Origin of the sequence: Neptuniibacter pectenicola, assembly GCF_001597735.1 — a bacterium.
GTDB lineage: Bacteria > Pseudomonadota > Gammaproteobacteria > Pseudomonadales > Balneatricaceae > Neptuniibacter > Neptuniibacter pectenicola.
Genome location: NZ_LUTS01000006.1, coordinates 1 through 18,291, shown reverse-complemented (window position 1 = coordinate 18,291; position 18,291 = coordinate 1). Strand labels below are relative to the sequence as shown.

Here is an 18,291-nt window from a genome sequence, read left to right as displayed (position 1 = left end):
TCTTTGTCAGGAAAAATCTCTGCTAAGCTGTATTGAGCAATATAATCCAAGCATAGTTTATGCTGACTGGAGTGTTTCATGGATAAAATAAAAAATAGTCAGATTCAGTGTATCGACGTCATACACTTTACTCACAAGGAGGACACCCCTCTCTTCAACACTCCGCTAGAGGTAATCGATAAGGTACAGCACAATGCCAGCAAAGAAAAAGCACCTCATAGCACACCAAATAGGAAACGCTAACAACGGTTAGGAGGGGGTAACAGTCAAGACGAGGCTGGAGGCCCTGTTGGATTTTCTGTTTCAAGTACAGGCAAACTACCAAAGCCCTCTTTTTCCGACCAGAAATCACGTCCTTGCTCGACCCTAACAACCCCTTTAAAGCGCTGTTTTAGATAGTCTACCGCATCGGGTAACGTATCAATGTCACACAAGATAACGCCACCACGTTCATTGTCTGTAGAAAAAAGATAACTTTTCATTTCACCTCCATATAAGTGGGAGAATCATTACACAGAGATCGCAAAGGTTAAACCGTTATAATGCAGTTTTTACCTTTGCTTTTAGCTTTATACAATCCACTATCAACACGTGACATGATACTTTGAACACTGTCCCCGATCAGATACGCGGTTAATCCCGTGCTAACACTGACATTTAACTTACCCTCATTAGGCAAGATAAATTGATAGTTATATAAATTTTCTCGAATACGATCAGCCACTTTTATCGCGCCTTCAATATCTGTAGACGGCAATAAGATCGCAAACTCCTCGCCACCATAACGGTAGCCGCGATCTAAAGCACGCAACGATGATTTAACCAATGCGCCGAAGGTTTCCAACACTTTATCACCCATCAAATGGCCATGGGTATCATTTAAGGCTTTAAAATTATCAAGATCAAAAAAGCACAAGGTAAATTCATGGTGGTATCGCCGCGCTTCCTCCAGTGTGGCCTCAAGCCTCGCGTAAAAATGACGGGTATTATGCAACCCGGTCAAACTATCAGTCACACTCAACTCTTTATATACACGTTCCCGTTCAAGTAGTTCAAATTCGGCAATTTTCCGCGCGGTAACATTCTCTAAATTTTCAATCGCCCCAATTAAATTGCCCTCAGGGTCCATGATCCCGGCAGCAGTAAAATATAACCATTCACCATCGCTGCCGCACTCAGGAAAAAAATCCTCAGCTTCATACGCATCATCTATCAATTCTGAGCGCTTAGATTTATTGGGGTAGTAATGCTTAACATCTTCATAAGATCCCCCATCCAAAATAAGGTCAGCTAAACAGGGGCGCGGGGAGGAGTAGAAAGGCTTCCAATGATTACACGTGCCAATCATCTCCTCACGGCTCAGCCCACTCAGTTTCTCTAGAGCAGAATTCCAATGAAGCACCACATGGTCTTTATCTAAAACGAAGGTAGGTGAAGCGATGCGATCAAACACCTGAACAAGTAACGAAGGATCCACCCCTCCTTCTACAAATAGAGAGGTTTTTATCGACGATTCTTCATCCGTCACTAATTCCGCAGAACAAGCGATCGATCGAACATTGGCATCCATAATAATGAAAAGCACCTGTACCAAAACATTTTAGGTAAACGTTAATACAAGCGTAATAAGGTATTAAAAAAGCTAACAACCTTTACAACAACGCGAGAAAACATCAATAAGTTGAAATCCATTATCGCCATTAAGACAAGGTTAATCATTAACCTCAATCAAATATTATAACAATTGATCAAAAACCTATCTCTTAGACCTATTACGCAGGCGCAACAAAATCTTTATTCTTAGCCATGACGCTGTCGCGTATTTAAGTATTCCACAAAATAACAGGATCGCAGCAGTCCACATAGCGACCACCAGAAAAACACACCACTGACCCAGCAGAAATCGGCGTAGACGCAGGCAACAATGAACGGCTCGCAATCACAACCATATCGCTACCCTCTTCCGCGCTGATCCGTACAGGAAGCGCGCCCTCTAAGTGAACCTCACCCCCTGAGAATACTTGATAAGCAAGCGGCTCTATTCCCCCTTCTAATGAGGTATAAGCAAACATCAACTCACCATCCCAATAGATAAAGTTATGCGCACCTAAGGTTTCTAAGCGTCCCGCATAATCAGCCACCAGCGCCAAACGCATCTCATGATCAGGGCGGGTTCTCTGCCAGAGCTTTCTCATACGCTCCTGCAACAAACAGAATGCGCGTTCCTGATCTGTACAGCTTATTGGCCAGTGGTCTCCCACAGGAAAACGCTCAGCATTACCTATATCTGGTAACTCACCCACCATCGAAAACAGATGGGTATTACCCCGTAACGGGCGCACAAACGGCTGAACATCAACCGCCTCAACAGGTTTACTAGGATAAAGCGTAGCAGACCAGAGAGCCCCATTATTCACCCCTAAACCAGCGTCCCTCTGGACGATAGTCTCCAACTGCTCAACCTCCTCACGCCCGACAGCCGTCAACCGACAAGGGTTCATATCCAGTAGGGAAGCCACCCCTAATCCTTCATACGCCAGCGGCCCGTGAAGCTGAACATTGACAGGGGATGAGCTTAATAGGGTAAATAAAAGTGGAGAAGCATCCATTTCAACCTCCATCGTCTATAACTTCACGCTGTTGACCAATATAAAAAATCACCCCAATGGCCCACAACACTACAGGTAAAACAATCCAATTCATCGCCTGCCAGCCTAAGGACGCTTCTAACCAACCAGCGGAGAGTGCAGTCACGGCAACCATACCAAACACAATAAACTCATTACTCGCTTGGGATTTTGCCTTTTCAGCGGGCTTATAAACCGTAGTAAACAACTGAGTAGCGCTAATAAACATAAAATTCCAACCAATACCAAGACAAACTAACGCGGTCCAAAAGTGCCACTCACTGACCCCCGTGAGATTAATGGCTATGCAGGCCAACATAAAGGCAGCGCCCACATGCATTATAGGATAGATACCAAAGCGGTTAAGTAAACTCCCTGTAAAAAATGAAGGGGCGAACATACCTAACACATGCCATTGAATCACATGCGCCGCTTGGGGAAAGGTAAAACCGCAGCGCACCATGGCTAAAGGTGTTGCGGTCATCAATAGATTCATCACCACATAACTCACCATGGCGACGATCACCGCAACAATAAATACCGGCTGTCGGGCAATCTCTTTTAATGGACGCTGATCCGCATGCACCGTTTGCTCCGGCTCACGGGGTATATCCGTCGCAGCAAGCATGCTTAACGCTAAACTATACAATATTAATAAACCAACAAAGGCCCCACCAAATTCAAGCTCTCCAAAGTATTTTTGGCTATAGACGGCCAGCTGCGGGCCCATAATGGCGGCTAACACCCCTCCAGCCATCACAAACGAAATAGCTTTACTTTTTTGCCCTTCCGCACACACTTCGACCGCGGCAAAACGATACAACGTACCAAACCCGATCCCAATACCTAATAAAAAAGTGCCCAATGAAAACAGATAGAACAGGTGTGAACTTAAGGCATAGATACACACAGCCGCCCCAGTAATCCCGACACAATTGCCCAGATAGAAACCATTTTTCCGGCCCACACGCTTCATGATTAATGAGGCGGGAATCGTTGCCGCCATTAACCCTAAAAACTGACTCGCCACAGGGAATGTCGCTAAATTTGGATGGGCTGTAAGGCTTTGTCCAATTAAGGCAACGACAGACACCAGTAAAACATTACCGGTTGTCAGTAATGCCTGACACATTGAGAGTAAAAAAACATTCTTGTTCATTCGCCTATCCCTACGCTATGACCCAATGATAATTTGCCAAAACGAGCTTTATACTCACGGGGATTAACCCCCAAACGCCTTAAAAAAACCCGCCTTAAATTATCAGCTGAGACAAAACCACAACGTTCCGCAACCTGCTGAAAATTAAGTGTCCCTTCACACACTAACTGCTGTGCTAAGCTCAAGCGACTGTTTTCTATATAGGCTGCAGGCGAGCTGTCACAACAGCGCCTAAACAGCCGAAATAGATGACGTTCGCTCACACAACAAAACTCAGCCAACGGCGTTAAACCTAAGGGCTTATCCAAATTTTTCTGTATATACGCCTGCGCTTTAGCAACCACACCTGTTGCCTCATTTTGAGCATTTAGTTGCGTACTAAACTGCGCTTGGCCCCCGGGTCGTTTAACAAAAACCACCAGTTCACGCGCAACATCCATTGTGATCGCATGGCCAAAATCCTCTTCCACAAGCGCTAGCGCTAAATCGATACCTGATGTGACACCTGCGGAGGTATAAAGGTGTCCTTGCTTAAGCCAGATAGCATCACTATCAACCTCGATATCCTCATAGTTTTTATCCAGTAACGCGCAAGATTTCCAATGGGTGACCGCTTTTTTACCTTTGAGTAATCCAGCCTCAGCTAGTAAAAACGCACCACTGCATACCGATGCGATTCGCTCAACACTCTCTGCTCGCTGTTTTACCCAATCAATAAGTGCCTTATTATGAAGCAGTGCTTTCACCCCGCGTCCACCGGATAATAAAAGCGTATCCACCTCTCTAAGGTCTGAAAACGCTAGATCCGGCAGGATACGCATCCCTGAATTCGTCTGGATAGGCTGTGTATCTAAACCAATAATTTTCAATTGATATGCTTGATAACCAAGCGCCTGATTAGCCGACGCAAAAACTTGCAATGGCCCTGTTAAATCAAGAATTTGGCAATCGTTGTAACCTAACGCAGCAACAATCTTCATGGGATACCTCCAACACTAGGTAAGCAGTATCTCTTAATGAAGAAATGTCCTCAACGACCAATATCCGTCAATTTAGGACATGCATGACAAACGATCTGAAAAACCGCGTGCGCCGCATAAACGGCGCACAGCTGGGGAATTAGAGGGAGAGTAGGTCAATCTTTTGCGGGTTATAGCTTTGTACCGCGTCATTAGGCGCTACGGTGGCCTCGGGTTTGAAAGTGGAGCTCTCAGCACCCGGTGCGATACCGTGTGGGTAACCTTGCTGTAGCCCTTTAAAGTCAAACAGTTCAGTATCCGCTAAATGCGAAGGCACTACATGTTGTAAAGAACGAAACATCGTTTCGATGCGGCCGGGAAAGTTTTTGTCCCACGTTTGTAGCATCTCTTTAATAACCTGACGTTGGAGATTTTCCTGCGAGCCACACAGGTTACAAGGAATAATCGGAAAGCCTTTAAGTTCCGCATAGGCTTCGATATCCTTCTCACGGGCATAGGCTAACGGCCGAATCACTGTATTTTTACCATCGTCAGAAACAAGCTTAGGTGGCATAGATTTCAGTTTTCCACCATAGAACATATTAAGAAAGAGCGTTTCTAAAATATCATCACGGTGGTGCCCTAAAGCAATTTTAGTCGCGCCAATCTCTTCAGCAAACCCATACAGCGAACCACGGCGTAAGCGCGAACAGAGTGCACAGGTGGTTTTTCCTTCAGGAACCACTTCTTTCACAATAGAGTAAGTATCACGCTCTAAAATGTGAAACGGCACACCGATCGTTTCTAAATAAGCCGGCAGAATATCTTCTGGAAAACCGGGCTGCTTCTGATCAAGATTAACCGCCACCAGCTCAAAATGAATAGGCGCACTACGCTGCAAGTTCATCAATATATCAAGCATCGCATATGAGTCTTTACCTCCTGAGAGGCAAACCATCACTTTATCCCCGTCCTCTATCATATTGAAACCTTCAATCGCCTTACCCATCTCACGGCGAAGACGTTTTTGGAGCTTATTTTGACGAATTTTTAGCTTTTTTTGCTCGCCCGCATCCGATTCATCAAAAGGGATATTATTTGTTTCAGGGGTGCTATTTAGATTCATTGCAAACACGGCCATGGAACTTATTCAGTTCAGTTAAATTCGATTGGAAAGCGCATCAAATGATTTAATGGTCGCGAATTATACATCAACCTTTTAAGTGATACACTTTAGAAGATACTTGCTATAAATAAAGATACCTAAACGCTGACTTTGTATTAAAAAGGCATAAAAATTATGAACACCTTGGCAAGAAAGCTCATATTTATCTGCGTCTCCTTCACTTTTATTGCCTTTAGCGCTATCACCGTGGCGAGTCCTGTCATAAAAATCGTGATGGAAGGTCCATTTGAAGAGAACTACGATAAGGTGAGTCAGTCCCTCGAAGCCAATCGCTTCTTTGTTATTTTTGAGCCTAATATTGGTAATTCACTCACCTACTTCAAAGAGCGCTGGGGCGATGAATATAACCAAAATGGGTATGAAGAGATTCAAAGCTTAGTGTTTTGTAACCCATGGTATGTCAATCAGATTATCAATAAAGACCCAGAGATGGCGGCTCTCTGCCCACTCTCTGTCACCCTACTCCATAAAAACAATAAAACAGAACTGCTGTTTATACGACCTAGTCAGATCAAACCGGATAGCCCAGCTCAGCCTCTACTGATTAAACTTGAAGGCGATATTGTTAACGCACTTGAACAAGCGCGGATGGAAGATTAACCCTCACATCAAGGAGCAGAAGCGGTCTGAATCCAATTTATCTCTCGTGCAGTTTCCCTGCCAACAATCACCTCTTTTAAACTATGAGGTATCACAGAGAAGTGCTTCTCAATAGGAATCCGCCCCCCCATTACCTCGGCGCTAAGCTGAGGTAGTAAAGGCGACTGGGCAGGGTCTGCATAACCTTCTGGCCAAATCGGTTGATTGTTATGCAGATCATATTTATCGGTAGCCCCGAGGGTATGTAATAGCTCATGAACAATAACGAAATCATTTTGGCCTTGATAGGTTTCACTGGCAAAACCGTTCACAACCCCAACCATCCCTTTTTGCAAACCCAAAGAGTGTTCTAACACCTGTCGGTTTTCAGGCGAGAATAGACGCAGATAGATTTGAATATCAGCAGCAGGGCCCTCCCAGCTATTATGGCGCCAAGCCCAGAACCGCAGACGTAGGCTCCAGATAACACTATCCAGAATGCTCGCCTTTTCCGGCGGTTTAGGTGGGTCTGAAAGTAAGGGGGGCGCTAAATAGACTTCGATCGGGCGCTCTAAAGTGACGCCGTAGCGTTTTGCTTCACGGTTAATAAACGCCTCTATATCACTAAAATGTTGGGGTTTTAACCCGTTGAGGTAACGCTGAGTATCGGCACGTTGATCTGAATTAATCGGATAGATGATCACCCACAAAGGGGTATCCCAATCGGTAGAACGAACCTGAGATAACCAAGTATTTAATGCAACCACCAACAGTACGGTGATTAACGCAGCTAACCTCAACTTCCCCCAGAGCGTTCGTTGCGACATCGCTTAAGACCCCGTCATTTAACGTAAAGCTTACATCAACCCAACAATAATCAAGTAACGTATCCCTTTACCTAAAGTCAGCATAAGTACACTTAACATAAAACGTGTTTTTAGCCACCCAGCCATAAAACAGAGGGGGTCGCCAATAATGGGCAACCAGGATAAAAGCAGTGAAAGCGCACCATACTTTTGTATCCAACGTTGAGCCTGTTGCTGACGGGGCTTATTAAAAACCCGTAAGGGGTAATAACAAGCAATCCCCCACCCCATCAAAAAGGTAACAATACCCCCTAATACATTACCCGCTGTAACCGCTATCCACAAACTGGTTGCGCTGTGTATATTTTCATTCAGTTGCCACACTAATAGCGCTTCGGAGCCACCGGGCAGTAACGTAGCTGAGATAAAACCACTTATAAACAGGGCGGTTAAGCTCAACTCATCACTCACAACGCCTCCATACTCGCTTTGATACAGCGTAATACGCCCATCTCATAAGCACCGGCTAATGCCTCATGAACTGGCTTTAATGCTTGGCCATAGGTCTGCTGGCATTCCAGCATCACCTGTTCAATATTTTTAAACTCATTGTCAGGTAGTTCAACCACCTCACGTACAGCCAACTCACCTTTAAGAATAGACTGGGCTAAGTGAGCATAAATAGCATTTGACGATAAGTGCTGCTGACGCGCAACTTGATCAATGGTCATACCGCTTTTATACAGTAATACCGATTCTTGGGCCTGAGTTGCAACCTCATCCTTATCATGGCCTTCATGCTGTTCTATCACGCTTATAAAGTCAGCACCATATAGATCCAACTTGCGCTCACCCACACCGTTTAAACGCTTAAACTGGTCTGAGGTTTGTGGGCGATACATCACCATTTCCATTAAGGTGGCGTCATGGAAAATCACGTAAGGGGGAACATCCTGTTCATCAGAGAGACGTTTACGTGTAGCTTTAAGCTCATTCCATAATGCATAGTCCGCCGCTTCCAGCTTGCTCTGAGGCACTTGGTTTTTACGGTAAGGCGTATGTTGGCGCTGATCTTTACGTAGTTGTATGCGTTCATCGCCTTTTAATAAAGGACGACAGCGATCCGTTAAGTGCAAAACCCCATGTTGATCGACATTCACACCTAAAAAGCCACGCGCCACCAGTTGGCGAAAAACCGAACGCCATTGGTTTCTATCTAAATCTTTACCAATACCCCAGGTCGACAATCTCTGATGTTGAAATCGTTCAGTTTTATCATTGGGTTTGCCCAGCAGTGTATCAACCACATGATTAACACCAAAACTCTGACCGGATCGATACACGGCTGATATAGCTTTTCGAGCAGCCTCGGTACCATCCCACACAGGAACCGGCTCTAAACAGGTGTCACAATTACCACAAGGGGCGTGATCATTCTCACCAAAATAACTTAATAAGACTTGTCGACGACATGAGGTTATTTCACACAATCCCAACATCGCTTCCAGTTTTTGCCGCTCTACAGTTTTCTGTTCATCGGGGGCTTGCGAGCCCTCTAACATTTGACGCAGAAACATGACGTCCTGTAAGCCGTATACCATCCAAGCATCGGCGGGCAGGCCATCTCGCCCCGCGCGGCCGGTTTCTTGATAATAAGCTTCGATACTTTTTGGTAGGTCAAGGTGAGCAACAAAGCGAACATTCGGTTTATCAATGCCCATACCAAAGGCAATCGTCGCCACCATAATAATATTTTCTTCGGTCAAAAACCGATGCTGATTATGGCTACGTAGATCGGCCCTCAACCCTGCATGGTAAGGCAGCGCGTTAAACCCTTGCTCACTTAACCAAGCGGCGGTTTCTTCTACCCGCTTACGGGACAGGCAGTACACAATCCCTGAGTCTTTAGGGTGCTCATTTTTTAAAAACTTAAGTAGTTGCTGCTTCGCTTTATCTTTTTGGCCGATCCGGTAACGGATATTGGGCCGGTCAAAGCCTTGAATAAACTCAGCAGGTTCATGTAGCGCCAAACGGTGAACAATCTCTTGCTGCGTTCGTTCATCAGCCGTTGCCGTCAATGCGATACGCGGCACGCCAGCAAATAATTCAGCTAAGCGGCTGAGTTGCAAATATTCAGGTCTAAAGTCATGTCCCCATTGGGAGACGCAGTGCGCCTCATCAATCGCAAACAGAGCAATAGGACACTCTTGCAATAAAGCCAACGTTCGCGGTTGTAACAGACGTTCAGGCGCAATATAAAGAAGATCAAAACCGCCAGCCCTTAACTGATGTTCCGTTTCATTAATTAATGAAAAGTCTAAGCTAGAGTTTAAACATCCAGCCCTAATCCCCCACTGGGAAAGTGCGGTAACTTGATCTTGCATCAACGCAATTAACGGCGAGACAACAACCGCAGTTCCGGGACGAATAAGTGCCGGAAGCTGATAACAAAGGGATTTGCCGCCGCCGGTAGGCATAATAACCAGCGCATCGCTGCCATTAACCAAGGTCTCAACTATCTCAGCTTGAGGCTCGCGGAACTGTTCGTAACCAAATACGTCTTTTAAGATCTGAAGGGCGCTAGAAATCATGCACGGATTATCCAGAAAGCTAGACAGCTTGTCACTTCAATTAGGTGATCGCATGCAAACAAAAAGGCTGCTAATTATTACTTAGCAGGCTAAAATTAAGTCCATTATCTTTTATGGAATAGTTTCATGTCTCTCAACACTGCTAATACTTTGTCCGACGCTGAGTTGGATCAATTGGATGATTTCCTATACTCCGATCATGTATCCGAGGACTGTCTTGACCTCATTGGTGTTCATGGCCTCTTTTGTGCGTTAAACATAAGCTCAACACCACTGGCTGAAGAGACCTGGCTTGAATTAGTATTTGATGAAACCCCGAAGTGGGCATCAGACGCACAGCAAAAAGAGATTATGTCTCTGCTCAAACGTTTTTATGCCAGCATCGGCGCAAACTTCTACAGCGATGGAGAGATTGAGCTACCTTGTGAGCTTTCACTCGATCCTGAAGACGATGAAGATATCGCACCTTTAGCTTGGTGGTCGCAAGCCTTTATGGAAGGTGTTTTCACACAAGAGGATAATTGGTTTGCTAATAAAGCGGATGATGATGTCGCGCAAATGCTACTACCAATGATGGTGGCATCTGAGCTTTTTGATGAAGACGATATCAATAAGATCCGTGATGATGAAAACCTATGTGCCGAAATGTGTTCGCAAATTCCTGAGCTACTTGTGGACCTTTACCTCCACTTCCACGCACCTGAGAAGTAAACGACATAAACACGCAAGGTGGTGACATTCCGCTCACCACCTTATTCAGTAAACCTTATCACACCTTTAATTGGTTGTTTCGATCTCGCGAACGACGAATTAATGCATCGCCATCAGCCTTTGGCCCCAGCTTAGCAATCCGATCATACAGCACCACATTCACGGTAGCGGCTAAATTCAGACACCCGACAGTGGGTATATAGATCACATCCTCACACCAAGCGACGACCTCTTTATCTATAGAGCGATCTTCAGGCCCAAAAATATAAAACGCATTTTCGGGGTGTTGATAATCAATTAATGAGGTCGCCCCCTCTACCAATTCAATAGCAACGGGTCTCGCGCCCTCTGGCATTGCCTGCATAAGTGACTCAACATGCTGCAACGGAATCCGCTCTACCGCCTTACGCGTGTCGGTTTGCAAACGTCTCCCCTGCTCCTGCGATTTATTAAATCGATTACCCGTATAGCTAACGGATGCCGCATTATAGCAACCGGCAGCCCGCATAATTGCGCCAACATTTTCCGGACTTTTAGGATCCGTTAATCCTATATGCGCTTGACGTGTAGTGGGCATAGATGAAAGAAGCCTAATAAAAAAATAAGCATGGGATTTTATAGCAATACAGGTCATAGGCAAATAAACAGGCCCATTTAATCGTTCAGATAGGCATCGATACAACGCAATCGTGCAGCGCTCACGCGTTGTATCGATAAGCGTGCCCACTAATAGGTAACGCGTGCACCGCCACTGCCGTTTAATACGCGTACTCGATCGCCCGCTCTAAACACCGGACCGTCGGCCACTTCCTGTACAACAGAGATTGTATTACCGCTATCTAAACGTACAGTTACTTCTTGACCTTGAGTTTGCGTTAACGCTTCTTCAGCCGATTTACCCGCTAAACCACCGGCAACCGCACCGAGGACAGTGGCTAATGTTTTACCTTTACCGCCACCGACATTAGAGCCGACAACACCACCAACAACAGCACCTGTACCCGCACCTACGATAGTGTTTGTTCCTTCAATCACCACTGGGGTTGCTGATTGCACAATACCATACTGTACTTGCTGCACCTGACGCGCTTCACTACGAGAATAGGTATTTCCACTTAAACTATTCACACACCCCGTTAGGGCGAGTGAACACGCTAAAGCCGCTGCGATTGTTAATTTATTCATAATTACACTTCCTTCTTTATCTTATTTTAAGCACCAAATGGCTTATCCATGCCCATAAGGTCTCTTTAAATCGACGATACCAGGGTCTTTTTGACCATATGTCATAAGTTACTTCCTGGCAGTGAGACAAATCTTGATCAAACAGCTGAGCCATCTGATCTACACATTGGTCATCTTCCAGCTCAACATTTGCCTCAAGATTCCAACGTAAATTCCAGTGGTCTAAATTACATGAACCTATGCTTGCCCACTCATCCACAACCGACATTTTCGCATGGAGAAATCTCGGTTGATATTCAAAAATACGTACACCCGCCTTCAATAAGCGGCTGTAATATTTTTTAGAGGCATGAAAGACCCAAGGCTGATCAGTATAAGGGCCCGCAATAATCAACCTAACATCAATGCCTCGTTTAGCCGCCCGTCGCAAGGCATAACGCATAGAAAACGAAGGTAAAAAATAGGCGGTCATTAACCACACCCGCGTATTAGAACTGTTCACCCGGGCTAAAAAACTCGCTTTTATATCCTGTTGATATAACCCTTGAACTGTACATACTCTGACCTTAGCCCCACCTTTTTGTTCCACGCTACCACCTGGCGAAAGTAGATGGGTGGTACACCGCTGCCATAAGCCATTAAACACCGTGACTAAGTCCATCACAACGGGGCCTTCAATGCGTACCATTAACTCATGCCAAGGACAGCCCTCGTCCTCTGATAACCAGTATACATCGCTTAACCCTGTACCGCCGATGAATGCAACCTGCTGATCAACAATCAAGAGCTTGCGGTGGTCGCGGGCAAAGTTACGGGTAAACTTACTTAGATGCAGTGGGTTGTAAACAACGATCTCAACCCCCTCTGCTTTCAAAGCCTCTCTATCTGCACTTGTGAAATGGTATGAACCAAAATCATCAATGATCAGTTTAACCATCACCCCGCGCTGAGCCACTCGGCTAAGGCATTGCACAAACTGACTCGCAATCACACCCGACGAAACAAAATAAAACTCTAACAACACGCTATAGCGAGCTTTCTCAATCTCAGCCAACATAACCGGGAAAAAGTTTTCCCCATCGACTAATAATTCAACTTTATTACCTTCTCGCCAATCAAACTGATTACGCATGACTCAACCTTAAGACAGCTTCATTGATACTCTCCATAAAGCCGTGCATATAAACCATTATTGTTTATTAACTCATCATGCCGGCCTTGTTCACATATTTTTCCATCTTCAAATACATAAACATGGTCCGCCTGTTTCACAGCACTTAACCTGTGAGCAATAATGATAGTTGTTCTACCTTGCAAGAATGTTTCTAACGCATGATGTAACGATGTTTCTGTTTCCGAATCTAACGCAGAGGTCGCTTCATCTAAAATAACAACACGAGGATCACTCAATACCATACGCGCAACCGCAAGCCGTTGTCGCTGCCCTCCTGAGAGCCGTATTCCTTGACGCCCCACTTTTTCATCTAACCCTTGGGTCAACGATTGAACAAACCCTTTTAACTGGGACACGTCTAATGCATCCCATAACTCCGCTTCACTAAAATCGCGCCCCATCATCAAGTTACTGCGAATGGTGCCATTAAAGAGGGCGGGCTGCTGTAATACCGTGGCTACATGATCTCGCACACACGCTAAGCCGACCTCCTTAACCGAGACCCCATCAAAATAGATCTCTCCACGATCCGCAGGGTACAAACCTAACAGTACTTGAACTAATGTGGATTTACCCCCGCCACTGGCACCCACTAAAGCGATTTTCTGCCCCGCCTCAATATGAAGCGACACCCCTTTCAACACGGGCTGATCAGCCATATAGCTAAAATGGATGTTTTGCAAACTCACAGACACCGTTCGCTTGTTCTCAAAAGGGTTCGTCACCAACGGATAGTCAGGCTCCTGTGCCAGCCCCAATAGATTATTAATCCGCTGTAACGCCGCCTGAGCACTATAAAAGCTGTATTGAATCCCTAATATCTCCTGTACCGGCGACATCATGAACCATAGGTAACCAAACACAGCCATCATTTCACCGATCGATAGATCAGAAAACACGACCATTAACATCGATAGGGCTCTAAACAGATCAACCCCGACCATAAAAATAGCAAACCCTAAGCGGTTGGCCGCATCACTTTTCCACTCAAAAGCACTGGAGCGGTCACGCACGACTTTCGCATCACTCATGAGTCTAGATAAATAATGCTGCTCTCGATTACCCGCCCTTATCTGTTGAATATTATCTAATGTATCTGTGAGTGCGGCCTGAAATAACTCATAAGCCCTATTTTCACGCCCTTTAAGGTGCTTAACTTTTTTCGCTATGGAGGTCGTGAAATAGATCACCACCGGGTTCAAGAACAGAATAAACAGCGCCAACTGCCAGTGCATCCACAATAAAATAGCAGCGGTGCCGATGATAGATAAAATCGCGATCAGCAATCGGCTTAGCGAGCTCCCTAAAAAACGATCGATAGTGTCCAAGTCTGTAATAAAGTGAGAGGCGACAGAACCGCTCCCTAAGGTCTCATACTCAGCCATAGAGATACGTTTTAACCGCTCTAAAAGCCCCACTCGAATACGGTACGTTACATCCTTGGAGATAATTGTAAACTGACGTGCTTGCCAAACATTAAACAGTAGGGCAATAAAACGCAGCAGCAGGGTAAGCAGCAAAATAACACTAATAAATAGTACCGGCCCCAACCACGATTCAGGAAAAAGAGGCGTGAGAATGTTAACGATAAAACCCGGCTTATCTAATAAAACCTCATCCACTAAAAGCGGCAAAAATAAGGGTAAGGGAACCGACGCCATCGCAGCAAACAAAGCAATAACATTGGCTTTAATCAGTTCACGTCGATGCTCCATTGCCACATTAAAAATGTACTGCCAGTCATACAACTTATTCACAATCATCCACCTATATCTTATCTAGCCAGTATAACGGAGCTGTACCTATTTCCTATAAACAAAAAAAACTCGCACAATGGCGAGTTTTATCACGTCGTTACCGATCTAAGACTTAAGCTTGCAACATAGCATAGAGCTCATCTTTCAACTTAAGGCGCTTAATTTTGGCACCCTCTTCCACTTGAGTGCTTACCGCTTCAATCTCTGACTCCATATGCTCCACATGCTTTGTTAGTTCATGGTATTCATCCATAAGACGAGCAAAGCGATCATCTTTCATCTTTAGGTCATGAATACGTTCACGGTATTCTGGAAAATCATTAATTAAAGCATGGTGTTCAATAGGCATTTATATTCCCCTTGGCTGTTACTTTATGCTTTCAGTTTCCTCCTCAACCTAGGTGAAAACATTGACAGGCATCAAGACTCTCTACCAAAGCATTTAAACCAACCACTACATACCCAGTAAAGCGATTTTAAAGCTCAGTTCTCCCCTTTAGAGCCACCTAAACACTTAGGTGATGGCATAACGGTTTCCCCTTTGGCCTGCCACTCTTGCTGAATAAAAAGGTGCATCGATAACGCGTGTATAGGATGTTTCATCTCATCGGCGAGCAAGCCATAAATTAATTGATGACGCTGAACTAAGCGCTTACCCGAAAAATCCTCCGATACAACCGTGACCTTAAAATGGGAATCGGTGGCGGGGCCTGAGTGCATATGACTTTCGTTTTCAATCGTTAGGTGCTCGATTGACAGGCCCGCTTCTAACTTAGTTTTAATAATTGCTTCCGTACTCATTTTTGAACCTTCTTTTCGCTCTCGGCTTTGGCGACTTGGTCTATCGCCATTTTCAAGAAACGTTTATGTATTTTTCGCGTGGTAAATGCAACCAAACCAATAACCACGGGCACAGAGATCCCCATAATGAGATCTTTATTTAGCTCGATACCTGAATTATAAAGTGCCTCTAATAAATATTTCAGCAGGCCTATAGTGTAGTAGCTGATCGCCGCAACCGATAAACCTTCCACCGTATGCTGCATCATTAGTTGCACTTTTGAACGCTGATCCATTGAGGCTAACAGCTCTTGATTTTGCGACTGTATCGAAAGCTCAACACGCGTTCTCATCATCTCGGCTACGCGGTCAATACGACGAGATAGATCTTCCAGACGATTACTTGTTGCACGACAGGTCTTAACCGCTGGGGTTAACCGTCGTGTCATAAATTCGGTGATTGTTAAATGGCCAGAGACCTCATCTTCACGCAGTTCCTCTAAACGCTTAATAACAAGGTCATGATAGGCATATGTAGCACTAAACCTAAAGGTTGCTCGCGCGCGACAATCCTCAACCCACGCCGCCATATCAGTTAAACGGGATAACAGCTCCTGTTCATCAATATCTTTGCTATGGGCTAAATGGTAGGTCACATCAGCCAGTTTTTGATCCATCGCGCCAAGTGTAGGGTTAATCTCCCTTGCGGTAGGCAACGAAAGCAAACACATTAAGCGATACACTTCGATTTCTAAAATGCGTTGTGCTAATCGCCCTAGCTGGCTATCACTCATCTGTTTATTGTAGATAAGAAAACGACCAAACCCATCCCCGTGGGTCTGAAACGTTGTCCACACCCTCGCATCCCCATCTTGTGGGCTACTGCCGACTAAGCGCATGCCTTCAAAAAAACGTTTTACTAAGGGCAGGTTTAGCTCATTGGTTTGACGAGCGTCATCAACCGATAGATGGAAAGCTGACATCACTGTACCCGGCAAACTTTCCAGCCAACCTTTGGGCAACGGTGTTAACCCCGTAACCTCAAAGGGGTTTCCCCCTTGCTCAATATCGGTATTGATAAACGTATAGGTCGTAAACTCCATATGTTTTTCACGACGCATACGTAATTTATCAAAATCAGAGTGATAACAAAGCTCATCCTCAACGGGCGGGGTGACACCAAAGTGATGATATAACTCTTTAAGGTGCTCAAACTGTTGCTGGCTTTCTTCAGCATCACACATAACCGCTAAATGGGTAATGCGAGCGGGACTTGGAATCACCTGGAAAGGGCGAGAATGCAGCTCGTTATAGAGCGACTCTCGCATAGGGTGCATGTTCAACCCATAAGGATTCAATGGTTTTTCCATCTACTTAATACTCCAAAAAGCGTAAACGATCGACTACCTAAAGTTCGTCTAAATTTGCCATCATTAGCGGTTGTGCACTTAAATCGATTGTCATAATTTGAGGGTAAACATCAAACCATTGCTTAAATAGTTCATAAGTTAACTCATGGGGCCAATAATCCCCCAATTCATCCCATGCTGACAGCTCATTCTGAAAGATGTGTAGCCACTGTTGCAGGAGCACTTGACTAAAATCCGCTTCGGAATTGACCTCTTCGATCAAATATACCGTACCTTCGCGCCTCTGTTCTTCTAAAGATAAACATTGATGCAAACCATCCGCATCGACATCGAGGCTGTTTGTCCAATTTGCAAATGGCTCTTTCGGGAGCACAACAAACGCTGAGCGATTCAGCAACTTCATGGTTCTTATCCTTGGCTTTCGCTATACTCGCAGGTAACAAACGATTGTGGTTTTATACCCATCATAACAGCTCATTGATTTCCCTCTAGGGGCAATGAGACGGAGTTTACACCGAGTTGATGTGGATTTTTAGCCTACTACTCTTGACCCGTATCTCAAACAACCCTTGTTTAGGCTGTAAATAGTGATTATCCCTGTACTTCAACAACTTAACACACGTGATGAATGGATGGCCTTCTGCCGCCGTGAAACGCCTTACTGTTTTGTTGGCACGCCTGAATGCTTGGTCGATTTTCAATCCACTTTTTTAATCATCACGCTTCTGCCCAAAAATACCTTGTCGCAAGATGCAGTGAAATACAGCATAGGCTCACGCACGAGTATAGAGCCCGTATGGCAACTGATAAAAGGCTGCAAGTGGAATCTTAATGCGATTATTTTAGGCCTAGAAGAGATGGATTTTAGCAGTAATGTTCGCGATAACTCATTACTGAAAGCACATACAGACCTCAGCGTTAGAAAATATTTTAGCCGAGAACGCTGCATCACAACCCCCACCCGCTTAGGGCTCTTAGATCCCTTAATGGCCATACCTGATATATGGGATGCTATGCCACTTAACCAATTGATCAGTAACCAACAGTTTTCAGACCTGAGAAGTGAGCTCGATCAAACGGCAGAAGCCGGTTCAGAACCGACCCTCAGTGAGATTAAACTCATACTACTGAACCCTCTAGAGCAATGTGTTGGTCAACTACATGATGGACGCTTACATATTTTTCGCGGAAAGCAGCCTTTTATCAGCTTAATTCCCCAACTCCGCTGGCCAAAACCTAGGCTCAAACAAAAAACACGCTAATACCTATACCCTATACATGACTGCGGGAGCCGCAATAAAAAAGGCGCCTAGGGCCACTGCTGTCCCACAGTTTTGGATGGTAAATGAAAAAGCCTGAGATCCACTGGTAAACTGTTGTTACCACACACCAGTTAAACCAAAGGAC

At 45.0% G+C, this 18,291-nt stretch carries 20 protein-coding genes; 3 read left to right on the top strand and 17 right to left on the bottom strand.

Annotated elements, in window-relative coordinates:
* Nucleotides 1-266: 266 nt before the first annotated feature.
* The 6 genes from A3773_RS09225 to ttcA all read right to left on the bottom strand — a co-directional run bounded on the left by A3773_RS09225 (nucleotide 267) and on the right by ttcA (nucleotide 5,871).
* Entirely contained in the window at nucleotides 267-482 is a 216-nt protein-coding gene (locus tag A3773_RS09225) for a hypothetical protein (RefSeq protein WP_067985300.1), read from the bottom strand.
* A gap of 47 nt (nucleotides 483-529) precedes the next feature.
* A complete protein-coding gene (locus A3773_RS18550) occupies nucleotides 530-1,570 on the bottom strand; it encodes a sensor domain-containing diguanylate cyclase (protein WP_067985298.1) in 1,041 nt (346 codons plus the stop codon).
* Nucleotides 1,571-1,823: 253 nt separating this feature from the next.
* The gene (locus A3773_RS09215) at nucleotides 1,824-2,609 is read right to left on the bottom strand and encodes a class II glutamine amidotransferase (RefSeq protein ID WP_067985296.1); all 786 of its coding nucleotides are present in this window, start codon (nucleotides 2,607-2,609) and stop codon (nucleotides 1,824-1,826) included.
* A 1-nt stretch (nucleotide 2,610) separates the two neighbouring features.
* Entirely contained in the window at nucleotides 2,611-3,786 is a 1,176-nt protein-coding gene (locus A3773_RS09210) for an MFS transporter (RefSeq protein ID WP_067985293.1), read from the bottom strand.
* Entirely contained in the window at nucleotides 3,783-4,766 is a 984-nt protein-coding gene (locus A3773_RS09205) for a GlxA family transcriptional regulator (RefSeq protein ID WP_067985290.1), read from the bottom strand. Before A3773_RS09205 ends, A3773_RS09210 begins: the two co-directional genes overlap by 4 nt.
* Before the next feature lie 139 nt (nucleotides 4,767-4,905).
* The gene (ttcA, locus tag A3773_RS09200; protein WP_082800599.1) at nucleotides 4,906-5,871 is read right to left on the bottom strand and encodes a tRNA 2-thiocytidine(32) synthetase TtcA; all 966 of its coding nucleotides are present in this window, start codon (nucleotides 5,869-5,871) and stop codon (nucleotides 4,906-4,908) included.
* 174 nt (nucleotides 5,872-6,045) lie between these two features.
* Here ttcA and A3773_RS09195 point away from each other — a divergent pair, with 174 nt between their 5' ends.
* Entirely contained in the window at nucleotides 6,046-6,531 is a 486-nt protein-coding gene (locus tag A3773_RS09195) for a DUF302 domain-containing protein (protein WP_067985288.1), read from the top strand.
* A gap of 8 nt (nucleotides 6,532-6,539) precedes the next feature.
* Here A3773_RS09195 and A3773_RS09190 read toward each other — a convergent pair whose 3' ends face one another.
* Genes A3773_RS09190 through recQ form a run of 3 tightly spaced genes read right to left on the bottom strand, consistent with a single transcriptional unit; the run spans nucleotide 6,540 to nucleotide 9,907 of the window.
* Nucleotides 6,540-7,337, bottom strand: a complete 798-nt coding sequence (locus tag A3773_RS09190) for a hypothetical protein (protein WP_067985286.1) — start codon at nucleotides 7,335-7,337, stop codon at nucleotides 6,540-6,542.
* 30 nt (nucleotides 7,338-7,367) lie between these two features.
* Nucleotides 7,368-7,787 carry a YqaA family protein gene (locus A3773_RS09185; protein WP_067985284.1) on the bottom strand — a complete coding sequence of 140 codons (420 nt, stop codon included), beginning with the start codon at nucleotides 7,785-7,787 and terminating at the stop codon, nucleotides 7,368-7,370.
* Entirely contained in the window at nucleotides 7,784-9,907 is a 2,124-nt protein-coding gene (gene recQ, locus A3773_RS09180) for a DNA helicase RecQ (protein WP_067985282.1), read from the bottom strand. The genes A3773_RS09185 and recQ overlap by 4 nt, the downstream gene beginning before the upstream one ends.
* Before the next feature lie 126 nt (nucleotides 9,908-10,033).
* On the opposite strand from recQ, the gene A3773_RS09175 reads away from it, so the two are divergent.
* Nucleotides 10,034-10,618 carry a YecA/YgfB family protein gene (locus tag A3773_RS09175; protein ID WP_067985280.1) on the top strand — a complete coding sequence of 195 codons (585 nt, stop codon included), beginning with the start codon at nucleotides 10,034-10,036 and terminating at the stop codon, nucleotides 10,616-10,618.
* Nucleotides 10,619-10,676: 58 nt separating this feature from the next.
* Here the strand turns inward: A3773_RS09175 and A3773_RS09170 are convergent, their stop codons facing one another.
* The 8 genes from A3773_RS09170 to A3773_RS09135 all read right to left on the bottom strand — a co-directional run bounded on the left by A3773_RS09170 (nucleotide 10,677) and on the right by A3773_RS09135 (nucleotide 17,287).
* On the bottom strand, nucleotides 10,677-11,195 hold the full coding sequence (locus tag A3773_RS09170) for an RNA methyltransferase (protein WP_067985278.1): 519 nt from the start codon (nucleotides 11,193-11,195) through the stop codon (nucleotides 10,677-10,679).
* Nucleotides 11,196-11,344: 149 nt separating this feature from the next.
* Entirely contained in the window at nucleotides 11,345-11,803 is a 459-nt protein-coding gene (locus A3773_RS09165; RefSeq protein ID WP_067985276.1) for an outer membrane lipoprotein, read from the bottom strand.
* Nucleotides 11,804-11,819: 16 nt separating this feature from the next.
* A complete protein-coding gene (locus A3773_RS09160) occupies nucleotides 11,820-12,935 on the bottom strand; it encodes a phospholipase D-like domain-containing protein (RefSeq protein WP_067985274.1) in 1,116 nt (371 codons plus the stop codon).
* Nucleotides 12,936-12,955: 20 nt separating this feature from the next.
* Nucleotides 12,956-14,740, bottom strand: a complete 1,785-nt coding sequence (locus tag A3773_RS09155) for an ABC transporter ATP-binding protein (protein ID WP_067985272.1) — start codon at nucleotides 14,738-14,740, stop codon at nucleotides 12,956-12,958.
* Between the two features lie 106 nt (nucleotides 14,741-14,846).
* Entirely contained in the window at nucleotides 14,847-15,083 is a 237-nt protein-coding gene (locus tag A3773_RS09150; RefSeq protein ID WP_067985270.1) for an HP1242/YdcH family protein, read from the bottom strand.
* Nucleotides 15,084-15,217: 134 nt separating this feature from the next.
* Complete coding sequence (locus A3773_RS09145; RefSeq protein ID WP_067985268.1) at nucleotides 15,218-15,535, bottom strand: BolA family protein; 318 nt, start codon at nucleotides 15,533-15,535, stop codon at nucleotides 15,218-15,220.
* Entirely contained in the window at nucleotides 15,532-16,884 is a 1,353-nt protein-coding gene (locus tag A3773_RS09140; protein WP_067985266.1) for a DUF3422 family protein, read from the bottom strand. The genes A3773_RS09145 and A3773_RS09140 overlap by 4 nt, the downstream gene beginning before the upstream one ends.
* A 37-nt stretch (nucleotides 16,885-16,921) precedes the next feature.
* On the bottom strand, nucleotides 16,922-17,287 hold the full coding sequence (locus A3773_RS09135; protein ID WP_067985264.1) for a hypothetical protein: 366 nt from the start codon (nucleotides 17,285-17,287) through the stop codon (nucleotides 16,922-16,924).
* Nucleotides 17,288-17,471: 184 nt separating this feature from the next.
* On the opposite strand from A3773_RS09135, the gene A3773_RS09130 reads away from it, so the two are divergent.
* Nucleotides 17,472-18,146, top strand: a complete 675-nt coding sequence (locus A3773_RS09130) for a hypothetical protein (RefSeq protein ID WP_067985262.1) — start codon at nucleotides 17,472-17,474, stop codon at nucleotides 18,144-18,146.
* Nucleotides 18,147-18,291: the final 145 nt, after the last annotated feature.

Excerpts from the sequence above, each read along its gene's own strand:
- A3773_RS09225 (WP_067985300.1), bottom strand. The coding sequence starts at position 482 with ATGAAAAGTTATCTTTTTTCTACAGACAATGAACGTGGTGGCGTTATC.
- A3773_RS18550 (WP_067985298.1), bottom strand. The coding sequence starts at position 1,570 with ATGGATGCCAATGTTCGATCGATCGCTTGTTCTGCGGAATTAGTGACG.
- A3773_RS09215 (WP_067985296.1), bottom strand. The coding sequence starts at position 2,609 with ATGGATGCTTCTCCACTTTTATTTACCCTATTAAGCTCATCCCCTGTC.
- A3773_RS09210 (WP_067985293.1), bottom strand. The coding sequence starts at position 3,786 with ATGAACAAGAATGTTTTTTTACTCTCAATGTGTCAGGCATTACTGACA.
- A3773_RS09205 (WP_067985290.1), bottom strand. The coding sequence starts at position 4,766 with ATGAAGATTGTTGCTGCGTTAGGTTACAACGATTGCCAAATTCTTGAT.
- ttcA (WP_082800599.1), bottom strand. The coding sequence starts at position 5,871 with ATGAATCTAAATAGCACCCCTGAAACAAATAATATCCCTTTTGATGAA.
- A3773_RS09195 (WP_067985288.1), top strand. The coding sequence starts at position 6,046 with ATGAACACCTTGGCAAGAAAGCTCATATTTATCTGCGTCTCCTTCACT.
- A3773_RS09190 (WP_067985286.1), bottom strand. The coding sequence starts at position 7,337 with ATGTCGCAACGAACGCTCTGGGGGAAGTTGAGGTTAGCTGCGTTAATC.
- recQ (WP_067985282.1), bottom strand. The coding sequence starts at position 9,907 with ATGATTTCTAGCGCCCTTCAGATCTTAAAAGACGTATTTGGTTACGAA.
- A3773_RS09175 (WP_067985280.1), top strand. The coding sequence starts at position 10,034 with ATGTCTCTCAACACTGCTAATACTTTGTCCGACGCTGAGTTGGATCAA.
- A3773_RS09170 (WP_067985278.1), bottom strand. The coding sequence starts at position 11,195 with ATGCCCACTACACGTCAAGCGCATATAGGATTAACGGATCCTAAAAGT.
- A3773_RS09165 (WP_067985276.1), bottom strand. The coding sequence starts at position 11,803 with ATGAATAAATTAACAATCGCAGCGGCTTTAGCGTGTTCACTCGCCCTA.
- A3773_RS09160 (WP_067985274.1), bottom strand. The coding sequence starts at position 12,935 with ATGCGTAATCAGTTTGATTGGCGAGAAGGTAATAAAGTTGAATTATTA.
- A3773_RS09155 (WP_067985272.1), bottom strand. The coding sequence starts at position 14,740 with ATGATTGTGAATAAGTTGTATGACTGGCAGTACATTTTTAATGTGGCA.
- A3773_RS09150 (WP_067985270.1), bottom strand. The coding sequence starts at position 15,083 with ATGCCTATTGAACACCATGCTTTAATTAATGATTTTCCAGAATACCGT.
- A3773_RS09145 (WP_067985268.1), bottom strand. The coding sequence starts at position 15,535 with ATGAGTACGGAAGCAATTATTAAAACTAAGTTAGAAGCGGGCCTGTCA.
- A3773_RS09140 (WP_067985266.1), bottom strand. The coding sequence starts at position 16,884 with ATGGAAAAACCATTGAATCCTTATGGGTTGAACATGCACCCTATGCGA.
- A3773_RS09135 (WP_067985264.1), bottom strand. The coding sequence starts at position 17,287 with ATGAAGTTGCTGAATCGCTCAGCGTTTGTTGTGCTCCCGAAAGAGCCA.